The organism is Acinetobacter sp. CAU_H_56 (assembly GCF_058599425.1).
This window is the reverse complement of sequence record NZ_CM178654.1, coordinates 2,741,147-2,760,098: the sequence shown is the minus strand read 5'-3', so window position 1 is coordinate 2,760,098 and position 18,952 is coordinate 2,741,147. Positions and strand designations below refer to the sequence as shown.

Below are 18,952 nucleotides of genomic sequence, written 5' to 3'. Positions count from 1 at the left end.
GGATAACTGTGTGGAAAATGAGCAAATTCACGTGTCTCAGCAATCAGCCCATTTAATGGCCTGGATTGATTATCTATGTCAGCCACCATTCAGTTCGGCGACTTTTGATGCTGCCGCAAAAATGCTGATTCAGCAGCTCCTTGAAGCGATGCAGGAGGGCAATAGTTGTATTCCGGCCAGTGCCGAGCAAACCGCTCTATTGCATCATTTAGTGCTGGATCGGAGTCAGCAGGCTCAGGGTATTGCGCCCTTTATTTTTGAAAACCAGCAATTGTATTTATACCGCTACTGGCAGCTGGAACAAGCGGTCGCCACCCAGATCGCCCGGATCAAGTCACAAGCCATCACGCCAGTAAATTTAAGTGAGCGTGATCGTAACCTCCTGACAGATCCACAGCAAAAGCAAGCGCTGGAAATGGTCGCCAAGCAGGGGCTGAATATTATTACCGGTGGGCCAGGAACCGGTAAAACCTACACCTTGGCACATATGATTGCGGTGCTACATGAAGCCCTACCCAATATCCGGATTGCGATGGCTGCTCCGACGGGTAAAGCGGCGCAGCGGATGCAGGAAGCCTTGCAGAAAGCCCTACACAGTGAAAAGTTACACGCTTTTGAGCTGGAGGCTTTAAAGCAGGTTCAACCCGTTACTTTGCACCGCTTACTGGGCTTAGGGCGGTTGGGACGCCCACGGTTTCATGCCAAGCAGTCTTTGCCCTATGATGTGATCGTGGTCGATGAAGCATCCATGCTGGACTTAAGCCTGTCACAGATGCTCCTTGCTGCAGTGCCAGATTCAGCCCGCTTAATTCTGTTAGGCGATGCAGACCAACTGGCCTCGGTGGATGTTGGCAATGTATTGGCAGACTTGCAGCAGACTTCTGTTCTGGCGGATAACCGGGTCAATTTAATCACGACGCGCCGTTTTGCTTCAGGCGCCCGGATTGGTGCAATGGCACACTTTATCCAGCAGGAGCATGTTCCAGCATCAGTTTTAAACCAGTTTGAACAGCAAGTGGTTGCTGCGAGTGAGCTGCAAGCGATTGCACTGGACCAGGTGGAAATTGACCAGCTGCAACTGCAATATCTGCTAGAAATAAACCCAACTACAGGTCTACAATTAGACCAATATTATGATCAACTGATGTATGGCTATCAGGCTTATGCGGACGCGATCAAGCAGGCTCAGGATCAGACTGATTTCGAGCAATATGTGCAGCAGGCAATTCAGCACTTTGATCATTACCGGATTCTCACCGCAATCCGGCATGGTGATCTGGGTTTGAATAAAATCAATCAGCAGATTGAACAGCGTTTTCTAGCTAGTGTAGGCAAGTTAAAACAGGGCGACTGGTATACCGGCCGGCCAGTGATGATGACTTATAACGATTATCAGCTGGGTTTGTCCAATGGTGATATCGGGATCTGTTTCTGGAGAGAACAACAAGGACAGTCACAATTTGAAGTGTATTTCCCGAGTCTGGAAAAATGGGTGCTGGCGACCCGCCTGCCAAAAAGTATCGAAACAGCTTTTGCATTAACCATTCATAAATCGCAAGGTTCAGAATTTACTCATACGGCTGTAGTACTTGATCAACAGGCTAAAAATTTGCTGAGTAAGGAACTGATTTATACAGCGATTACTCGAGCCAAAAAAGTTGTGAGCTTGCTGGTAGATCGCGACGCGTTTACACAAGCACTATGTGTCAGAACCACACGAAAGAGTGGCTTAAGCGGAAAAATACTTGAACATTGCAACAATTTATTGGCAAAAAATAAATAACTTTTGTAGGTAAATGCTTACATGGATTCAGGAAATTGGCGCATGGAGCTTTTACTCGGTTTTTGAGAAGATTGGTCACACAAAAGAACTCAACACGGAAAGTTGGGTATAAATCGCATAATAAGAACAAGAATGTCACCAGACAGCGAACTTACAGTGAAGTAAGTGAAAGAGGAAACTTACAGCCGCTAAGCCTTGTAGTTTTGGGAGAGACTACAAGGCTTTTTTATATCTGCCGTTAATGGAATTTTGCCGTAATCTTATAGAGCGATAAATTTGGCAGAATAAGTAAATTTAAGTAAATAGCGTAATCAAAAGATGTATAAGTGTAATATTTTGCAAATTTCCATGACAATTTTGTACGCAATGGCTTACAGCGAGTGAGGATAAATGCCTCTATGAGCATTTCGACAATATGGCAAAATCTACCACACAAGGAAGTTATTTTTAGTCAGGAAGATTTGAAAATAATAAAGCGTAAAACGCACTAAAAAAACAATAAATAAAAAATGATAATAGAAGAAACTACAGCGCGAAAAAGCCCGAGTTTACTCGGGCTTTTTTTTATCATTTATTTCTAAGCTCTACCAGAAATATTTTAAATATAAAAAGATCAGTTAATTTCTGCAGTTATCTAAATAGCTACTCGTAAGCCAGATCAGGTCCAATTCCTGAAATTATGTGTAAATTGAACCATATGGGATTTCTTCATATCAGCAAATAACCAAAGACATCTGGCAGCCGACACCATCAAAATTCATGATCTATTTTTGCAATCTGACGCAATTTCCCTTAAAATATGCAACTTGCTGTAGTGATGCACGGCAGTCAATGTATTGAATTCTCATTACTTTGATTTTTATCAAGATATATAAGCATCTCGGAGAAATCGAATGGCTTTAACAAACGCAGATCGCGCAGAGATCATTGCTAAATTCGCTCGCGCTGAAAACGACACTGGTTCACCAGAAGTTCAAGTAGCTCTTTTAACTGCTCAAATCAATGACTTACAAGGTCACTTCAAAGAGCACAAACACGACCACCATAGCCGTCGCGGTCTGATCCGTATGGTTAACCAACGTCGTAAGCTTCTTGACTACCTAAATGGTAAAGACCGTGCTCGTTATGTAGCATTGATCGGTGCTTTAGGTTTACGTCGTTAATTCGATTTAAACTTTATTTTCGGATGTATTGCATGAATTGTGCTTTATCGCTGAAAACTAAAGTCTACCCAGTTTTTGCTGGGTAAAAGGGGAAGGGGCGAATGTTTCGCTCCTTCTTTGTGTTTAAAAATAGTGTTTATATCTAGTGAGGTCGGCTTCTAAGCTTTGTCATTTACTTAAACGTTTAAGTTGTGAATGCCAAACCTTAGGGGTCTCCACTAGAATAAAATTAGGAAAAAATAAAACATGTCGATGTTTAATGTTATTCGTAAAGAATTCCAATATGGCCAACACAATGTTGTGCTAGAAACAGGTCGTATTGCACGTCAAGCGAACACTGTTGTGATTACGATGGGCGGCGTACAAGTACTTGTTGCTGTGGTTGCAGCACCCACTGCGAAAGCAGGTCAAGACTTTTTCCCACTGACTGTTAACTATCAAGAAAAACAATACGCAGCTGGCCGTATTCCTGGTGGTTACGGTAAACGTGAAGGCCGTGCATCTGAAGCTGAAACTCTGATTTCACGTCTGATCGACCGTCCAATCCGTCCATTGTTCCCAGAAGGTTACTATAACGAAATCCAGGTCACTGCGACTGTTGTATCTTCTGACAAGACTATGGAAGCTGACATTGCAGCAATGCTGGGTACTTCTGCAGCACTTGCGATTGCAGGTACACCATTCCGTGGTCCAATCGGTGGCGCACGTGTGGGTTTGATCAACGGTGAATACGTTCTTAACCCGAACCATGAACAATTAAAAGAGTCTGATCTTGACCTAGTTGTTGCGGGTACTGAATCTGCGGTATTGATGGTTGAATCTGAAGCGAAAGAACTTTCAGAAGACCAAATGCTGGGCGCAGTATTGTTCGGTCATGACGAAATGCAAATTGCGATTCAAGCAATTAAAGAATTTGCTGCTGCAGCTGGTGCGAAAGAATCAACTTGGGTGGCTCCTGAGAAAAATGAAGAACTTAGTGCAAAACTGAAAGAAGCATTTGAAGCGAAAATCTCTGAAGCATATACCATTGCGGTGAAACAAGACCGTTATGCTGCACTTGATGCAATTCAAGCAGAAGCAATTGCTCAATTCGTTCCAGAAGGCGACGAAACTGGTCTTGCTGATGACGTAAACGAATTATTTGAAGAGCTTAAATACCGTACCGTACGTGACAACATCCTGTCTGGTAAACCACGTATTGACGGTCGTGATACCAAAACTGTTCGTGCCCTTGATGTACAGGTTGGTGTACTAGACCGTGCTCACGGTTCTGCATTATTCACACGTGGTGAAACTCAGGCATTGGTAACTACCACTCTGGGTAATACTCGTGATGCGTTGATGGTGGATACCCTTGCTGGTACTAAAACTGACAACTTCATGCTTCACTACAACTTCCCTGCATATTCTGTAGGTGAAACAGGTCGTGAGTCTGGTCCTAAACGTCGTGAAATTGGTCATGGTCGTCTGGCTCGTCGTGGTGTTCAAGCCGTGCTTCCAGCAGCTGACCGCTTCCCGTACGTGATCCGTATCGTATCTGACATCACTGAATCTAATGGTTCATCTTCAATGGCGTCTGTATGTGGTGCTTCTCTATCATTGATGGATGCCGGTGTTCCACTTAAAGCACCAGTTGCGGGTATCGCAATGGGTCTGGTGAAAGAAGGCGAACGTTTCGCAGTTCTTTCTGACATCCTGGGTGATGAAGACCATCTTGGTGATATGGACTTTAAAGTAGCGGGTTCTGCTAACGGTATTACAGCGCTGCAAATGGACATCAAGATCGAAGGTATTACCGAAGAGATTATGGAGGTTGCATTGAACCAGGCTTATGCAGGTCGTATGCACATCCTGAATGCGATGAATCAAGTGATTTCACGTGCTCGTCCAGAAATTTCTATGCACGCACCAACTTTCCAAGTGATCAACATCAACCCTGACAAGATCCGTGACGTGATTGGTAAAGGTGGTGCGACTATCCGTCAAATCACCGAAGAAACTAAAGCCGCGATTGACATCGAAGATAACGGTACAGTACGCGTATTTGGTGAAACTAAAGCTGCTGCACAGGCTGCGATTGCAAAAATCCAGGCGCTGACTGCTGAAGTTGAGCCAGGTACCATCTACACAGGTAAAGTAATTCGTATCGTTGAATTTGGTGCATTCGTGAACATCCTGCCAGGTACTGACGGTCTGCTTCACATTTCTCAAATCTCTAACGAACGTATTGCCAACGTGGCTGACGTATTGAAAGAAGGTCAGGAAGTAAAAGTACAAGTTGCTGACGTTGACAACCGTGGTCGTATTAAATTGACCATGAAAGACATCGAACAAGTATAATTCGATGACTTTTTAAGTCTGAAAAAGCCCGCATCATGCGGGCTTTTTTATTTGGACAGATTCTTTATTTAAGAACCGAAATCATTCAATAATCACATTTTAAATAAAACGGATGATTAAGCCTTGTGTTGAAACACTCTTGGTCAAGAAAGCTGCTCTCATTCAGGTAAGCGGATCGGCTTCAGAGTTTTTCAGCATGCGATAAATCTCGTCTTTGAGTTTTAGTTTTTTGCGTTTAATCGCATCGATATCATCATTGATATGATTGACTGGATCGAGTTCAAGCTGGCTAATCTGTTTGTCCAATTCACTATGTTCCTCAAATAGTCGGGCAAAGTACGGATTTTCCTCGCGTAATTGCACAATTAAATCACGGTATTCTGGGAACATATATTTGATCTTTTTATTGCAGTCTTTGGTTTTCATAGGGATATTTATCACTCAAAAAATAAAAGAAAAAAGCAAAATATGCCCTAGTCCGCATTGATCTAACTCATGCAGACTGGACATTAAAGGGCATTACTTGAAATGCAGATGTTTCACCTCACGACGTAATTCCTGCACTTCATCAATGAGATCCAACATCATGGCAACGGCACTAAAGGAAGCATCAAAATCACGCTGCAAACGGTAAGCGCGTTGTGCTCGAGTAATATCTTCCCCAAGGAAGGTACCTGGATGCGTTTTAGAACGGTTCGGCAAAATTCCATGTTCAATGAGTTGCATCACCCATTCCGGACTTTGGCCACATGCTTCAGAAAAGTGGAACAAATCAAAGGTACGATCATCCATGATTTCAGAGGGGATATAACCGTTGGAAAAGTTTTCTCTATATTGAATTGTAGTCATAGCTCTACTCCTTAAACAGCCAGGCTTGAGACATTCAGAAAGGAAGGTCGTCCTGAAGTAGGGGAATGCCATAATATTTTATGGCCGCTGCGCTGTGCCCTAACGGTATGGAATGCTAGTTGAACCAGCATCCTGCCTAGAAGAGGAACTCCTATCCTATGGAAATCCTGCTTGAACCTGAACAGCTCAGTCTGAGCAGGGAAACAAAGATCTAGGCGGGCATCTGTTTTTATAGTTTTATCTGTCATTTGCAAACCATCCGCTGTTTGCAACACACATTTACCCATGCCTATCAATTGAGGAATACATGTCGCATGAATACTCCGTTTCAGAGTCCTTAGCAGATTGGATTGCAGCTGAAGATAGATCATTGTGTGAATAAAAAATAACCGTCTTCAATTCATTATTATGAGTTTGCGCTAAGGGAAACAGTTTTTATTTGTACTTAATTGTTTCAAATCATAACCATTAAAAAAGCCCCTGAAACAGGGGCATAGAAAACTGACAAAAATTAGTATTTTATCCAGGTAACACTGCGTCCGATAACCGAAACGCCTACATAACCACGCAGGGTCAGGCGTTTGCCATTGGCGCTTAAACGTGCTTTACCTTTGTAAACTTTACCGCTGATTGGATCAAGTACCTTGCCATCATGAAATTCGCGAGGTTTTTTGGGGTCTGCCTTAAAATCCCAGATAAATGGCAAGCCAATAAATGGTTTATTCTTAAGCTGTCCTGGACATTTGCTACAGATTCCTAGTTTTTCTGCACCTGGCAGACTGCGGGTTTCTACGATAATTCCCTCATAGCTGCCATCTGGTTTTTTGCGGATTTCAACATCAGCACGAGAATAACCGGATTGATCATCGATAGTCTTCCATTTCCCCAGTAGTGGATCTTCAGAAGCAAAGCTTAAACCTGCTGCTGTTGCCAATGTGATCCCCATCATTAAGCGACTTAAAATTTTCTTCATAACATGCCTGTTGATCAATGATTATTCGTATTAGATTTATTACTCTAATTTATTCATAAAATGTAACAAAATCAATAGCATAAAATGTGATGAGATTGGCATAAGATTAATGAATTCAAGTGAAATATCACATGGCCTAAAATAAAAAAGCTCCTAAGGAGCTTTTCTTAATCATCTGAATTCGAAACTAGTTTTTAATCCAGGTCATATTGCGTCCGACCGGTGCACCTTCAGCACGGCTATGAATGGCGAGATGCCTGCCATTATTTTTCAGGCGGGCACGGGCCTGATAAAGCTGTCCAGAAACCGGGTCGAGCAGAGTGCCGTTGATAAATTCATTGCTATGGTCGGGATGACTGCTCAGTCCCTTAAGCATTGTGAGTCCGATGAGCGGCTGATCTTTCAATGCACCTTTACATAGAGTGCAAGTCTGCTGTCGAGCTGCCCCTGGAATCTCACGGACATGCACAATTTTGGCAATATAGCGGTTCTGAGCATCCTTACTAATCACCACATCTGCCAGGGAATAACCGGTACGGTCATCAATGGTTTTCCAGTGGCCAAGTAATGGGTCACTGTTGGCGAAAGCAGATAGACTGATGGCGCTTGCTGCTGTAAGAATGATAGAACAAAGCAGTTTGAATCTCATTGCCACATTACCCCATGCTATTGGAAATATATTTAATTTCTTAAAGGCATAAAAAAATTATGGGATTAATATAGCGTGAAAAATACACTAAATACTAGTCAATAATCATATTAAATTAAGAAAAATGAATATGAGTTAAAAATTACGTTCATTCATCCTGATGAGAATGAGTAATTATTTCCGTGATAAGGAATGGGAGAAAGATAATGATTTTAAGCTGTCCAAGCCTTTGATCTGGCCAGACAGCTTGCAGATGAGAATTTATAAAAAATGAGATTTATTCGACTTTCACCCAGGATACTGTACGTCCGAGCATGGGTGTACCTACATAGCCACGAAGCGTCAGCACATTGCCTCGGGAATTCAGAGTTGCCTTGCTTTTATAGATATTGCCGGTTAGTGGATCGAGAATTGATCCATTAACGAATTCATTTTTCTTTTCTGGATTTGGTTTTAGACCTGATAAGACAGATAGTCCCAGAATAGGTACGTCTTTCAGTGCCCCCTTGCATTTAGAGCAATGGGTATGTGCAGGACGATTTGGAATGGCATGGATACGAACAACTTTACCCTGATAAGTACCATCATTGAGTTTACTGATTTCAACATCAGCACGTGCATAGCCTGTTTTGTCATCAATGGCTTTCCATGTCCCCGTGATTTCGGCTGCATAGCTGAAGCTCTGCACAGCACATAACATCACACCCATTAAATATCGAAATTTCATTTAAAATCTTCCACCTATTTTTTTGATTTTTTTACTTTGAAAATACCGTTGATCTTCTGATTCTATCGGTGTGCAAATTTTAATCATGTGGCAAGCTTGAAATTAAGTACAATTGTCTTTTTTTTATGAGAAATTTTGGTCAATATTTTATGAAAATATAAAATGAAAAAAGCACTCAATATTGAGTGCTTTTTCGAGTCGAACAGGGGCTGTTATTAACTGAGGTGTTCGCCAAACAAGCTCAGAGCTTCTTCAGCCGTAAAGATATAACGGCTATTACAGAACTGACAGTCCATCTCAATTGGATTCTGGAATTCTAAAGTTTCACGAACCGATTCTACACCAATCTGCTGTAAGGCAATCGCACAACGTTCTTTAGAACAGGTACAGCCAAACTGCAAATGTTCTACTTCTGGTAAGCGCACTTCTTCTTCGTTATATAAACGATAGAGAATTTCATTGGCATCCAGAGTGACCAGTTCTTCTGTTTTTAATGTTTCAGTCAGCATGGTCAGACGTGGCCATAAGTCTTCATCGACACGGCGTTGTTCTTCTTCACTGTTACGCGGTAGCAGTTGAATCAGCAAACCACCTGCACGATTGTTATCACTGGCCAGCACGATACGTGTCGGAATCTGGGCAGACAGGTCATAATATTGCATCAGACAGCCAGCCAGATTTTCCTGATCAAGCGGAACAATACCTTGATAACGTTCACCAAATTCAGGCTCGATATTGATAAACAGCACTGGATTAGTCAGTGATTTTAAAACTGTGCTGCTATCTTCTGCTGCCTGAAAATGCGGATCTTCTTCGTAATCCGCCAGTGCACGTACTTCACCGCGATGGTTACATTCAGCCATTGCCCATTTAAATGTGCCTGAAGCCTGAATTTGCAGGCTGATACGCCCTTTAATTTTCAGGGTACTGGCCAATAGTGCAGTGGCACTCAGCATTTCACCTAACAGGATTTTTACTGCAGGCGCATAGTCACGCTGGGCCAAAATTGTTTGTAAAGCTTCCTCAAGATGCACCACTTCACCACGAACAGGGCTATCTTCAATAAAAAAGCGTTGGCGTAAATCAGACATAAAATTCTCCATAACCCTGCTTTAATGGTGGCATTATTGTAAAACACAAGTTATGCCAGATCATCTCTTATGGCATCAATTCCTGAAGCGTTGTTGTCCTGTTGCGTGTCCGTATCCTGTTCCGATACTTTTTTTAGCTGATCCTGAGCAAAAAGATGCTCCAGTTCTGCCAGTGTATTCCTTGAGCCTGCGGAATTAAACGGGCTCTCCGTATCCGGATGAAATTGACGATTGAGCAGGTTTTCATCGTGAGTATGAAACTCAATAATTTTTTGTTGTGCCTGCTTTTCAGACAGTCCGCTCAGCTGACCTAACAGACACTGACTGAGTTCTAGTGCAGAAGCATAGGTTTCTCGCCAGATTTGTTCCACGCCCAGCTCCTGAAGTAAATGGACATGATGCCGGTCACGTGCCCGTACCCATAAAGACATATCAGGATAATTTAATCGCAGATGCCGGACGGTCAGCAGTGAATCTTCAATATCATCAATGGCGACAATCACATGCTGAACCGTATCCAGATGTGCTTGAGCTAAAGCCTCTGGCTCAGTCGCATTGGCCTGATAGAAGGTAATACCGTAAGAGGTCAACAATTCAGTTGCTTCGATATTGCTGTCCATGACACTGAATTTTTGCTGCTGTTGCAGCAAGATACGGGCAATAATCTGGCCAAAACGGCCAAAACCAATTACTAGAATCGGTGCAGTATTTGGTGGAAGGCTTTCAATGTCAAAGGTCGCTGCCAAATGATTTTGCCGATCCAGTCGTGGCAGAATCTGGTTATGCAATAACCAGTAAAATGCCGGTGTGAGTAGCATGGATAAACTTGCCATCCACATCAATGGAGAGAGCAGGGTTGGAGTAATGATCTGCTGCGAAAGTGCAATGATGAGTGCCAGAAAAGCGAATTCACCACTTTGTGCCACACTGGCAGCCAGTAGCGTACTGTTGCGCCAGCTATGCTGATAATAACGTGCCAATCCTAAGGTAATCGCAAATTTAATCAGGATCAGCGAAAGTGTTCCGGCAATAATCAATACGGGTTGAGTCAGCACATCGGCAAACTGCAATGACATGCCCAGACTGATAAAAGCCAATCCAATCAATAAACCGCTAAAAGGCTGCAGACTCTTTTCAATCGAAATCCGGAAATCAGAATCTGCCAGTAACATACCGGCAAATAATGCTGCGAGGTACAGATTCAGTCCCAGCGTATCCATCAGGACTAGTAAGCCCAGGAAAATGACAATGGCAACAATACTATGCAATTCATGACGACCACTTTTGGCAATCCAGCGATAAAGCGGCTGCATGAAATAGCGGTTACATAGAAATAAGCCAGTAAAGGTAGCCATCATGGCAGCAAAATAAGCTATGCCATGTTCTGTTGAACTGACGCCTGCAAAGAGCGGAATCGCTGCAATGATGGGAATTGCTATCAGTGCATGAATCAGGGTGTTGGCATAAGCGGATTGACCATAACTGGTCGCCAATTGTTGCTGATTGTTCAGGAACTGGGTGACTAATGTCATGGCAGAAAGGCTGCCTGCCAGTCCGATGACAATGCTGGAAACCAGATTCTGATCGAGAAAGAACCAGGCCAGCAGGCCAAAAATCAGGGTCGTGCTCAGTACCTGTAAAATGGCCATAAACCACAGGGGTTGCCCAAGCTGAAGAATTCGTTGTGGTCTGAGTTGCAGACCAATCCAGAACATCAGGGCTAACAGGCTGATTTGAATAAAAGTCTGCATCACCTCAGGAGCAGAGATCAGCGCTAAGGCACTCGGCCCAATGATTAAACCTGTCAGTAAATAGCCCAGCACTGTTGGCAGTCTGAGTTTATGGCTCAGTGGCACCATGAACAGTGCAATCGCCAGAACCAGCGCTATTTGTAACAGTATCGACATTTTTCCGCCTTAAATTTTATTTTCATCCAGTCTTAAAGTTGAGCCTTTATCAAATGAAGTTGGGCTCAATATTTTTAGCTGAGTTCTTGTGGATCAATATCCAGTGTCAGCTTCATATTGGATGGCTTATCCTGTAACAGGTTTTGCCACCAGCTACGGACATAATAATGCAAACGGGCACGGTCTGCGGACAATAGCACCATATGGGATTGATAGCGTCCGGCCTTACGTTCCATCGGGGCAGGAATGGGACCCCAGATATCCAGCACCAGATCGGGATATTGCCTGAGCAGAGCAGCATGTTTCTGTAAGAATTCGGTATTTTGTGCCTGATCTTTGGATTCACAGCGAATCAGCACGGCATAACGAAAAGGAGGCATCTGGGCGATTTGCCGTTCGGTCAAGGTCTGCTTGGCAAAAGCGCGGTAATTTTCAGTGACTAAGGTATTCAGCAGCGCATGATCAGGTCTTAGGGTCTGTAAATATACATCCCCTTTATGTTCCCCACGTCCTGCACGACCTGCGACCTGTACGATCAATTGTGCTGTACGTTCTGTGGCCCGGAAATCGACGCTAAGAAGACCAGAATCGATATCCAAAATTGCAACCAGCGTGACATAAGGAAAATGATGGCCTTTGGCCAGCATCTGGGTGCCGAGCAGAATCGCAGGCTCACTTTTCTGAATCTTGTCATAGATCTTTTGCCAACTACCGACCCGGCTGGTTGAGTCGCGATCGACCCGGATCACTTCAAAATCTGGGAAAAGCTCATTCAGATGTTCTTCAACTTTTCCAGTGCCCATGCCTAAAGTTGCCAGCTCCTGATGCTGGCATTGCGGACACTGTTCAGGCATACGATGAATGGTGCCGCAGTGATGACAATGCAGATGCTGATAAGGTTGCCGGTGCACAGTGAAATTGGCATCACAGTTCGGACACTGCGCCTGCCAACCACAACTGCCACAAATCAGTACGGGCGCATAACCACGACGGTTCAGGAAAATGAGCACCTGTTCTTTTTTGGCCAGGCGCTTTTTGATTTCTTCAATCAGATGCAGGCTGATGCCATGCTGCTTTGGTGCTACTTTTAAATCCAGAATATGGATTTTCGGCATTAGCGCTGTACCCGCGCGTTGATTCAGTTCCAGCACCTGCATTTTGCCTTGCTGCACCAGCGCATAGCTGTCAATGCTGGGTGTTGCTGAACCCAAGAGTACTGGACATTGCTGTAAATGTCCCCGGTACAATGCCACATCACGGGCATGATAGCGAAAGCCTTCCTGCTGTTTAAAAGACAGGTCATGCTCTTCATCCAGAATGATCAATCCCAGATTCGGCATCGGTGTATAAATCGCAGAACGGGTGCCAAGCACAATGGAGGCTTTACCGGTTTCAGCGGCTTGCCAGGCTTGTAAGCGTTTACTGTCATTCAGGCCAGAGTGAAGCAAGGCAATATGACAATGGAAACGGGACTGAAAGCGGCTAATCGTTTGTGGCGTCAGTCCGATTTCAGGCACCAGTACCAGTACCTGCTTGCCCTGTTTCAGTACCTGTTCCATGATCTGAAGATAGACTTCAGTTTTACCGCTGCCAGTCAGGCCATCGAGTAAAAAGGCCTGATATTGCTTGCGGTATTTCAGCACTTGCTGAATCGCATGTTTTTGTTCCGGATTGGCCGTTAATGGCATCTGGGCCAGTTGTACAGGTTGCGGGCTAAAATCCTGTGCTTCCAGGACACATTCGCAAATCCCTTTTTTTTCGAGCGCTTTTAAAGTCGCTGTTTCTATTCCGGCCAGATTTAAGAGATTCTCAGTTGTTCCCACCGGATGCAGTTTTAGAATCCGATAGGCTTCCTGTTGCCTCTCGGAACGGCGAACCTTGGCTTCAGCCTCATGATCCAGCAATTTCCAGTTTCGGGCCAGCAGGTTATAAGGTTTGCCCTGACGCAATAAGGTCGGCAAAGCAGTCTGGATCACTTCCCCGATAGGAAACTGGTAATACTGTGCTGACCAGGTCAATACACTTAAAACCTGGGAATTGATAATGGCACGGTCATCTAAGAGCTCGGTGATGGCTTTCAGTTTGAAGCTCGGATCAATCGGAGCATCTAGCGGTAATTTTTCAGTAATCACGCCGACCAGATTTTGCCGGCCAAAAGAAACCGCGACTCGGGCACCCACTTCTGCCTGCTGATATTGTTCCTGACTCAAGCTATAGTCAAAACAGTCAAACAGATGCACCGGCACTGCAACACGAACACGATAAACAGGGGCAGTAACGGGAACAGAATTTGGCATAGTAACAGAGTGGGTCCTGATGAAATTTCGTCGTGCTCAAAGTTCAGTTATGTTAGAGTGAGCAGATAATTTATATTGAAGAATATGAATGATTTTGATGGTCTGACGCAACAGCGTTAAGCAAAATTTTGGAAAATTAGAGCATTACAATGCCTGCATATCAGTTTACTGCGCTTGACGCTTCAGGGAAGCAGCAAAAAGGCGTGCTTGAGGGGGATTCAGCACGACAAATCCGGCAACAGCTTCGGGATCAGGCGCTGATTCCGGTCTCTGTAGATCCGGTTGAGAAAAAAGACCAGTATTACCGTCGCAAATGGTTTGAAAAAAGCATTACTGCTTATGATCTGGCCCTTATGACCCGACAACTCTCGGTACTGGTCGCTGCCGCAATTCCGCTGGAGGAAGCCATTCGCGCCGTCGGCAAGCAGAGCGAAAAAGTTCATGTGCAAAATCTGCTGATGTCAGTACGTTCTAAAGTGCTGGAAGGGCATAGCTTAGCTCAGGCGCTACAACAGTCTGGACGTTTTCCAGAACTATATATTGCCACCATTGCGGCCGGCGAACGTTCTGGTCACTTGGATTTGATTTTGGATCAGTTAGCCGACTATACCGAAAACCGCTTCGCCATGCAGAAAAAGATTCAAGGGGCGATGATCTATCCGATTATTTTGCTCTTGATGTCTTTTGCAATTGTGATGGGCCTGATGACCTATGTGGTACCGGATATTGTTAAGACCTTTGATCAAAGCAAAGATGCCTTGCCGTGGATTACAGTGACTTTAATGAAAGCCAGCGATTTTATCCGGATCGCGTGGCCATTTTTATTGATAGGGAGTGCGGTAGGTATTTTTCTGCTGGTACGGTTTTTAAGAACAACGGCTGGGCATTATGCTTTTGATCGTCTAACTCTGAAACTACCTTTATTCGGAAAATTATCACGCGGTATTAATGCTGCCCGTTTTGCCAGTACTCTATCGATTCTGACCCAGTCCGGTGTACCTTTGGTAGATGCCTTACGCATTGGAGCGGCGGTAAGTAATAACTGGGTGATCCGGGATTCGGTTAATCTGGCTGCTGAAAAAGTGACTGAAGGCGGGAACCTGGCTACCCAGCTGGAACGTAGTGGTTATTTCCCCCCGATGATGGTACAAATGATCAAAAGTGGCGAAGCCTCGGGGGAGCTGGATCGTATGCTGGAACGGGCATCGACCATGCAGGACCGTGAAGTGACCACGCTGATTTCGACATTGCTCGCGCTTCTGGAGCCGCTGATGCTAGTACTTATGGCCGGTATTGTGCTGGTAATTGTGATCGCGGTGATGCTGCCAATCGTGAATATGAATAATATGATTTAAATAACATGTGTAACGTCTACGAAGAATTGAAAGTGCCTGAACTTTCTAAAGATGAATGAGAGATATTGAATGAAAAGGAATCCAAATCAAGCCATAGACCCTTCAACTACAGCTGTTGAACCTACCGTACGTGTGAGCCAGTTACGTGCCCATCGTGCCTCAGGTTTTACCTTGATTGAAGTAATGGTGGTTATTGTTATTCTCGGTGTGCTTGCAGCGCTGATTGTTCCAAATGTAATGGGACGCGGTGAAAAGGCTAAAGTGGATACCACAGTCATTAAGTTGCAAAGTATTGCGGGTTCACTGGATCAATATAAGCTGGATAATGGCAAATATCCAAGCATGCAGGAAGGTGGTCTGGATGCGCTGGTAAATCAGCCAGCAACAGCGAAGAACTGGTTGCCAGGTGGCTATGTGAAAGGGGGTTATCCAAAAGACAGCTGGGATAATGACCTGCAATATGTGATTCCGGGAACCAATGGTCGTGCTTTTGATTTGTATTCTTTTGGTGCCGATGGACAGGCGGGTGGTGAAGGAACTGATGCTGATATTTATTACCAACCTTAATTGATAATTATTATAAATTAGTGAGTTATTGAATATATCACTTCACTTGATTGGTTGTTTTAATATTAGGTGAAGTGATAATAACTCTCAATCATAAAATATAATATAAGCAATTGAATTTAATAATATTATTATAATATTAGTGATTTGATGGTTATAATAAGAATTATTCCCATATTTATCTATTACAATTATCGTAAAATGTGAATAAATATAGACTTTCTATTTACAAAAAATAGCTCATAATATTCTTAATGGCCCTTTTTTAGCCAAAGGAGAATGGTATGAAAGCATTAATATTGTCGGATGAAATAAACCAGTTTCATTGGTCGATGCTGAAATCTGTTCTTTTGGTTTTAAGCATTCTTCCAGCCAGTCAGGGAATTTTGCATTTATGGCAGACCACTGAAGGCAGCAGCCAGATTATGGTGGGTTTCTTTGCCATTAGCATGATGAGTACCTTATTCGTACTATGCTTCTGGTCAGCATTAAAAGCGTCTGTCGTACAGTTTGAACAGGAACAGGCTTCTGCATTTGAAAACGGAATTGTACAGGTCTATCGCTATATTCCAATGCTGTCACTGGCGAGCATGTTATCTTATCTGGTGATCCAGTTTTAATAACATATAGATAAAAAACCGAGGCATGAACCTCGGTTTTTTTATACTTAATACCTTCTCTCCATGTGGGAAAGGATTAAGGAGAGGATGAAACACATAATGACCTCTCCCTAACCCTCTCCTAAAAGGAGAGGGAATAAATACTTACCTTCTAGACTTAAAGCTGATATCCACCTTACGTGGGCGGAAGCGCCAACCCAGTAATAATAACAATACGGAGAAAATCAGTACTGGCCAGTCGCTGAGTTTCATGTAAAGCGTTTCACCCTGCATGGCGGGTAACTCACCGCGGAGTATAGCTTCTTTATCCATAGGTGCACGTTTCACAATATGGCCATTGTGGTCGATGAACGCAGTTACCCCAGTATTGGTAGCACGAATAAACCAGCGACCATTTTCCTTGGCCCGCATTTGTACCATCTGTAAATGTTGCTGTGGACCGGCAGTGCCAGTAAACCAGGCATCATTAGATACGGTCACCAGAAAATCGCTTTGGCTGGCATTACGACGAGTCAGGTTTGGATAAGCCACTTCATAGCAAATCGCTGCACCTAAAGGATGGTTTTTCACATTTAATGGTTTCTGGATATCCGCACCACGCGAGAAACCACTCACCGAAGGGTCGTTTTGCAGAGCTGGAAGTACCCAACTGAGTGCGCCAGAGAGTGGAATATATTCCCCAAAAGGCACCAGACGCTGCTTCTTATAAAGTCCACTCGACTCATCACCGGTCGCCATGATGCTATTGTAATATTTTGGCGTGCCTGCTTCCTGTGACTCAGCTAGATCCCAGAATGGAATACCTGTGACCCAAGCTGTTCCAGATTTTTCTGCCTGAACTTTCATGGCCTCCAAGAAAGGCTCGATGTCAGTCTGGAACATCGGAATCGAAGATTCTGGCCAGACAATCAAGTCACGTCCCCATTCAGTCTTGCTCAGATTGGCATAGATCAGCAGGGTTTTTACCTGATATTCAGTTAACCATTTCAGATCCTGAGGGATATTGCCCTGAATCAGAGAAACGGTGAGCGGCTTTTCATTTTTTTCTTGTACGAAAGTCAGTTGTGCAGCACCCCAGGCACCCAATAATAAGAGTGCAGAAGGCACGATCCAGAAGACCCGTTTACTTAAGATTTCAACCAGCGCACAGGCCAGAACAATCACTACAAAGGACACCCCAAATACACCAAATAAAGGCGCATAGGCATCCAGATAGAGCTCAGTAAAAGCATAACCTGCAAATAACCATGGGAAACCGGTAAATACCCAGGTTTTGGCCCATTCAAAGATCACCCAAAGTGGTGCGAAGGTAAGAGGAGTTTCTGGGAAAAATCGACGATAAATGAAAGTTTGAAGCGCAGTAAACAGTCCCATGACGATCGCCATGATCAAGATCATGATTATGCTCAGGAAAGAACTGGTATCGCCATACACATGAATAGAGGTATAGAGCCAGAATGCACCCACAAACCACAATCCAATCCCATAAGCCCAGCCAATACCAAAAGCCTGTTTCGCACTACGACCACGGACGCAAGCATACAGTAAGGCAGGAGAGAGAATCGCCAGCCACCAGTAATGATAAGGTGCTAGTGCCAGGCTAAAAATAGCGCCGGCAAATAAGGCAATCAGTACAGGATAAATCAGGGCTAACTGCTTTTGCTGCTGGGCTGGATTTAATAGCTTATCGAAATATGCTCTCATTGGCGCACAGCTCGAATTAAACGAATAGAACGTGAATCTGCCTCAAGAATGGTAAATTGCCAGTTTTCCAGTTCAATCGTCTGACCTTCCAGATCATTTACCAGACCGATTTCCTGCAATAACAAACCGCCCATGGTTTCAACTTCATCATCGGAGAAATTGGCATCCAGCATATTGTTAAAATGCTCGATTGGCGTCAGCGCTTGAACTACCCAGGTATTGGCTGTCTTCGGGTCTTGATCTGGAACAATATATTGTGCTTCTTCATCCGCAATATCATGTTCGTCTTCAATTTCACCCACAATTTCTTCGAGAATATCTTCTAGAGTCACCAGACCTGAAGTTGTACCGTACTCATCAATCACTACCGCAATATGAGTCTGGGTATTTTTCAGCATACGTAGAACCTGATCCGAACGCGCACTTTCAGGCACAAACAATGGCTGACGCATCAAGGCACGAATATCGACTTTGGAAGAAGGCTCGGTCAGGAAAGGAAGCAGATCTTTGGCCAGCAAAATACCAACTACATTATCCGGTTGATCCGATGAGAACACAGGGAATCGCGAATGTGCAGATTCAACTAAAACATGCAGAATTTCCAGAAGTTGGTCATCTTCCTGCAAGCTAATCATAGACGTTCTTGGCGTCATGACTTCACGAATTTTGGTGGCTGGCAGGTCCAATACGCCTTCCAGCATTGCAACAGTATCGGGTTCTAAAAATCGACGTGAATCTTGTACTAATTTTAGCAGTTCGTCGCGAGTTTCGGGTGCAGTTCCCAGCCATTTACGTAAGCCGCGCATACCCCACGACGGGCCTGATTCCTCGTGCATGATCTTTCCTAAAGACTCTTAATATCTAAAAAAACGTGATTTTATCATACCGCAGAAAATACGCTTGTCTATTGTAATTATGCTGCGCAGA

General features: G+C 44.0%; 16 protein-coding genes. 6 read left to right on the top strand and 10 right to left on the bottom strand.

Annotated elements, in window-relative coordinates:
* The first annotated feature begins 10 nt into the window (after positions 1-10).
* The 3 genes from recD (at position 11) to pnp (ending at position 5,286) form a co-directional block, all read left to right on the top strand.
* Entirely contained in the window at positions 11-1,783 is a 1,773-nt protein-coding gene (gene recD / locus AC4MCC_RS13050; protein ID WP_419375054.1) for an exodeoxyribonuclease V subunit alpha, read from the top strand.
* A gap of 893 nt (positions 1,784-2,676) precedes the next feature.
* The gene (gene rpsO, locus AC4MCC_RS13045; RefSeq protein WP_491885416.1) at positions 2,677-2,946 is read left to right on the top strand and encodes a 30S ribosomal protein S15; all 270 of its coding nucleotides are present in this window, start codon (positions 2,677-2,679) and stop codon (positions 2,944-2,946) included.
* 252 nt (positions 2,947-3,198) lie between these two features.
* Positions 3,199-5,286: a polyribonucleotide nucleotidyltransferase gene (pnp, locus tag AC4MCC_RS13040; RefSeq protein WP_491885859.1), complete on the top strand. Its 2,088-nt coding sequence runs from the start codon at positions 3,199-3,201 to the stop codon at positions 5,284-5,286.
* Positions 5,287-5,448: 162 nt separating this feature from the next.
* Here pnp and AC4MCC_RS13035 read toward each other — a convergent pair whose 3' ends face one another.
* The 8 genes from AC4MCC_RS13035 to AC4MCC_RS13000 all read right to left on the bottom strand — a co-directional run bounded on the left by AC4MCC_RS13035 (position 5,449) and on the right by AC4MCC_RS13000 (position 13,779).
* Positions 5,449-5,712, bottom strand: a complete 264-nt coding sequence (locus AC4MCC_RS13035; protein WP_004781728.1) for an HP1242/YdcH family protein — start codon at positions 5,710-5,712, stop codon at positions 5,449-5,451.
* A gap of 93 nt (positions 5,713-5,805) precedes the next feature.
* Complete coding sequence (locus AC4MCC_RS13030) at positions 5,806-6,135, bottom strand: chaperone modulator CbpM (protein WP_004781729.1); 330 nt, start codon at positions 6,133-6,135, stop codon at positions 5,806-5,808.
* A gap of 511 nt (positions 6,136-6,646) precedes the next feature.
* Positions 6,647-7,108: a DUF2147 domain-containing protein gene (locus AC4MCC_RS13025; RefSeq protein ID WP_491885415.1), complete on the bottom strand. Its 462-nt coding sequence runs from the start codon at positions 7,106-7,108 to the stop codon at positions 6,647-6,649.
* A gap of 187 nt (positions 7,109-7,295) precedes the next feature.
* Positions 7,296-7,757: a DUF2147 domain-containing protein gene (locus tag AC4MCC_RS13020; protein WP_491880525.1), complete on the bottom strand. Its 462-nt coding sequence runs from the start codon at positions 7,755-7,757 to the stop codon at positions 7,296-7,298.
* Positions 7,758-8,034: 277 nt separating this feature from the next.
* A complete protein-coding gene (locus tag AC4MCC_RS13015) occupies positions 8,035-8,484 on the bottom strand; it encodes a DUF2147 domain-containing protein (RefSeq protein WP_159123420.1) in 450 nt (149 codons plus the stop codon).
* Positions 8,485-8,699: 215 nt separating this feature from the next.
* Complete coding sequence (hslO, locus tag AC4MCC_RS13010; RefSeq protein WP_159123419.1) at positions 8,700-9,575, bottom strand: Hsp33 family molecular chaperone HslO; 876 nt, start codon at positions 9,573-9,575, stop codon at positions 8,700-8,702.
* A 50-nt stretch (positions 9,576-9,625) separates the two neighbouring features.
* Entirely contained in the window at positions 9,626-11,482 is a 1,857-nt protein-coding gene (locus tag AC4MCC_RS13005) for a cation:proton antiporter domain-containing protein (protein ID WP_491885414.1), read from the bottom strand.
* A gap of 74 nt (positions 11,483-11,556) precedes the next feature.
* A complete protein-coding gene (locus tag AC4MCC_RS13000; protein WP_180011868.1) occupies positions 11,557-13,779 on the bottom strand; it encodes a primosomal protein N' in 2,223 nt (740 codons plus the stop codon).
* 149 nt (positions 13,780-13,928) lie between these two features.
* On the opposite strand from AC4MCC_RS13000, the gene gspF reads away from it, so the two are divergent.
* From gspF to AC4MCC_RS12985, 3 genes are all read left to right on the top strand, one after another.
* Entirely contained in the window at positions 13,929-15,134 is a 1,206-nt protein-coding gene (gene gspF, locus AC4MCC_RS12995) for a type II secretion system inner membrane protein GspF (protein ID WP_491885413.1), read from the top strand.
* Positions 15,135-15,317: 183 nt separating this feature from the next.
* Positions 15,318-15,701, top strand: coding sequence for a type II secretion system major pseudopilin GspG (gspG, locus tag AC4MCC_RS12990; protein WP_240904185.1), 384 nt, complete (start codon positions 15,318-15,320; stop codon positions 15,699-15,701).
* Positions 15,702-15,985: 284 nt separating this feature from the next.
* A complete protein-coding gene (locus AC4MCC_RS12985) occupies positions 15,986-16,321 on the top strand; it encodes a hypothetical protein (RefSeq protein WP_104426673.1) in 336 nt (111 codons plus the stop codon).
* A 144-nt stretch (positions 16,322-16,465) separates the two neighbouring features.
* On the opposite strand, the gene lnt is transcribed toward AC4MCC_RS12985, so the two are convergent.
* Both lnt and AC4MCC_RS12975 read right to left on the bottom strand, forming a co-directional pair.
* Positions 16,466-18,025, bottom strand: coding sequence for an apolipoprotein N-acyltransferase (lnt, locus tag AC4MCC_RS12980; protein WP_491885412.1), 1,560 nt, complete (start codon positions 18,023-18,025; stop codon positions 16,466-16,468).
* The gene (locus AC4MCC_RS12975; protein WP_004781742.1) at positions 18,022-18,861 is read right to left on the bottom strand and encodes a CorC family transporter; all 840 of its coding nucleotides are present in this window, start codon (positions 18,859-18,861) and stop codon (positions 18,022-18,024) included. Before AC4MCC_RS12975 ends, lnt begins: the two co-directional genes overlap by 4 nt.
* Positions 18,862-18,952 lie beyond the last annotated feature (91 nt).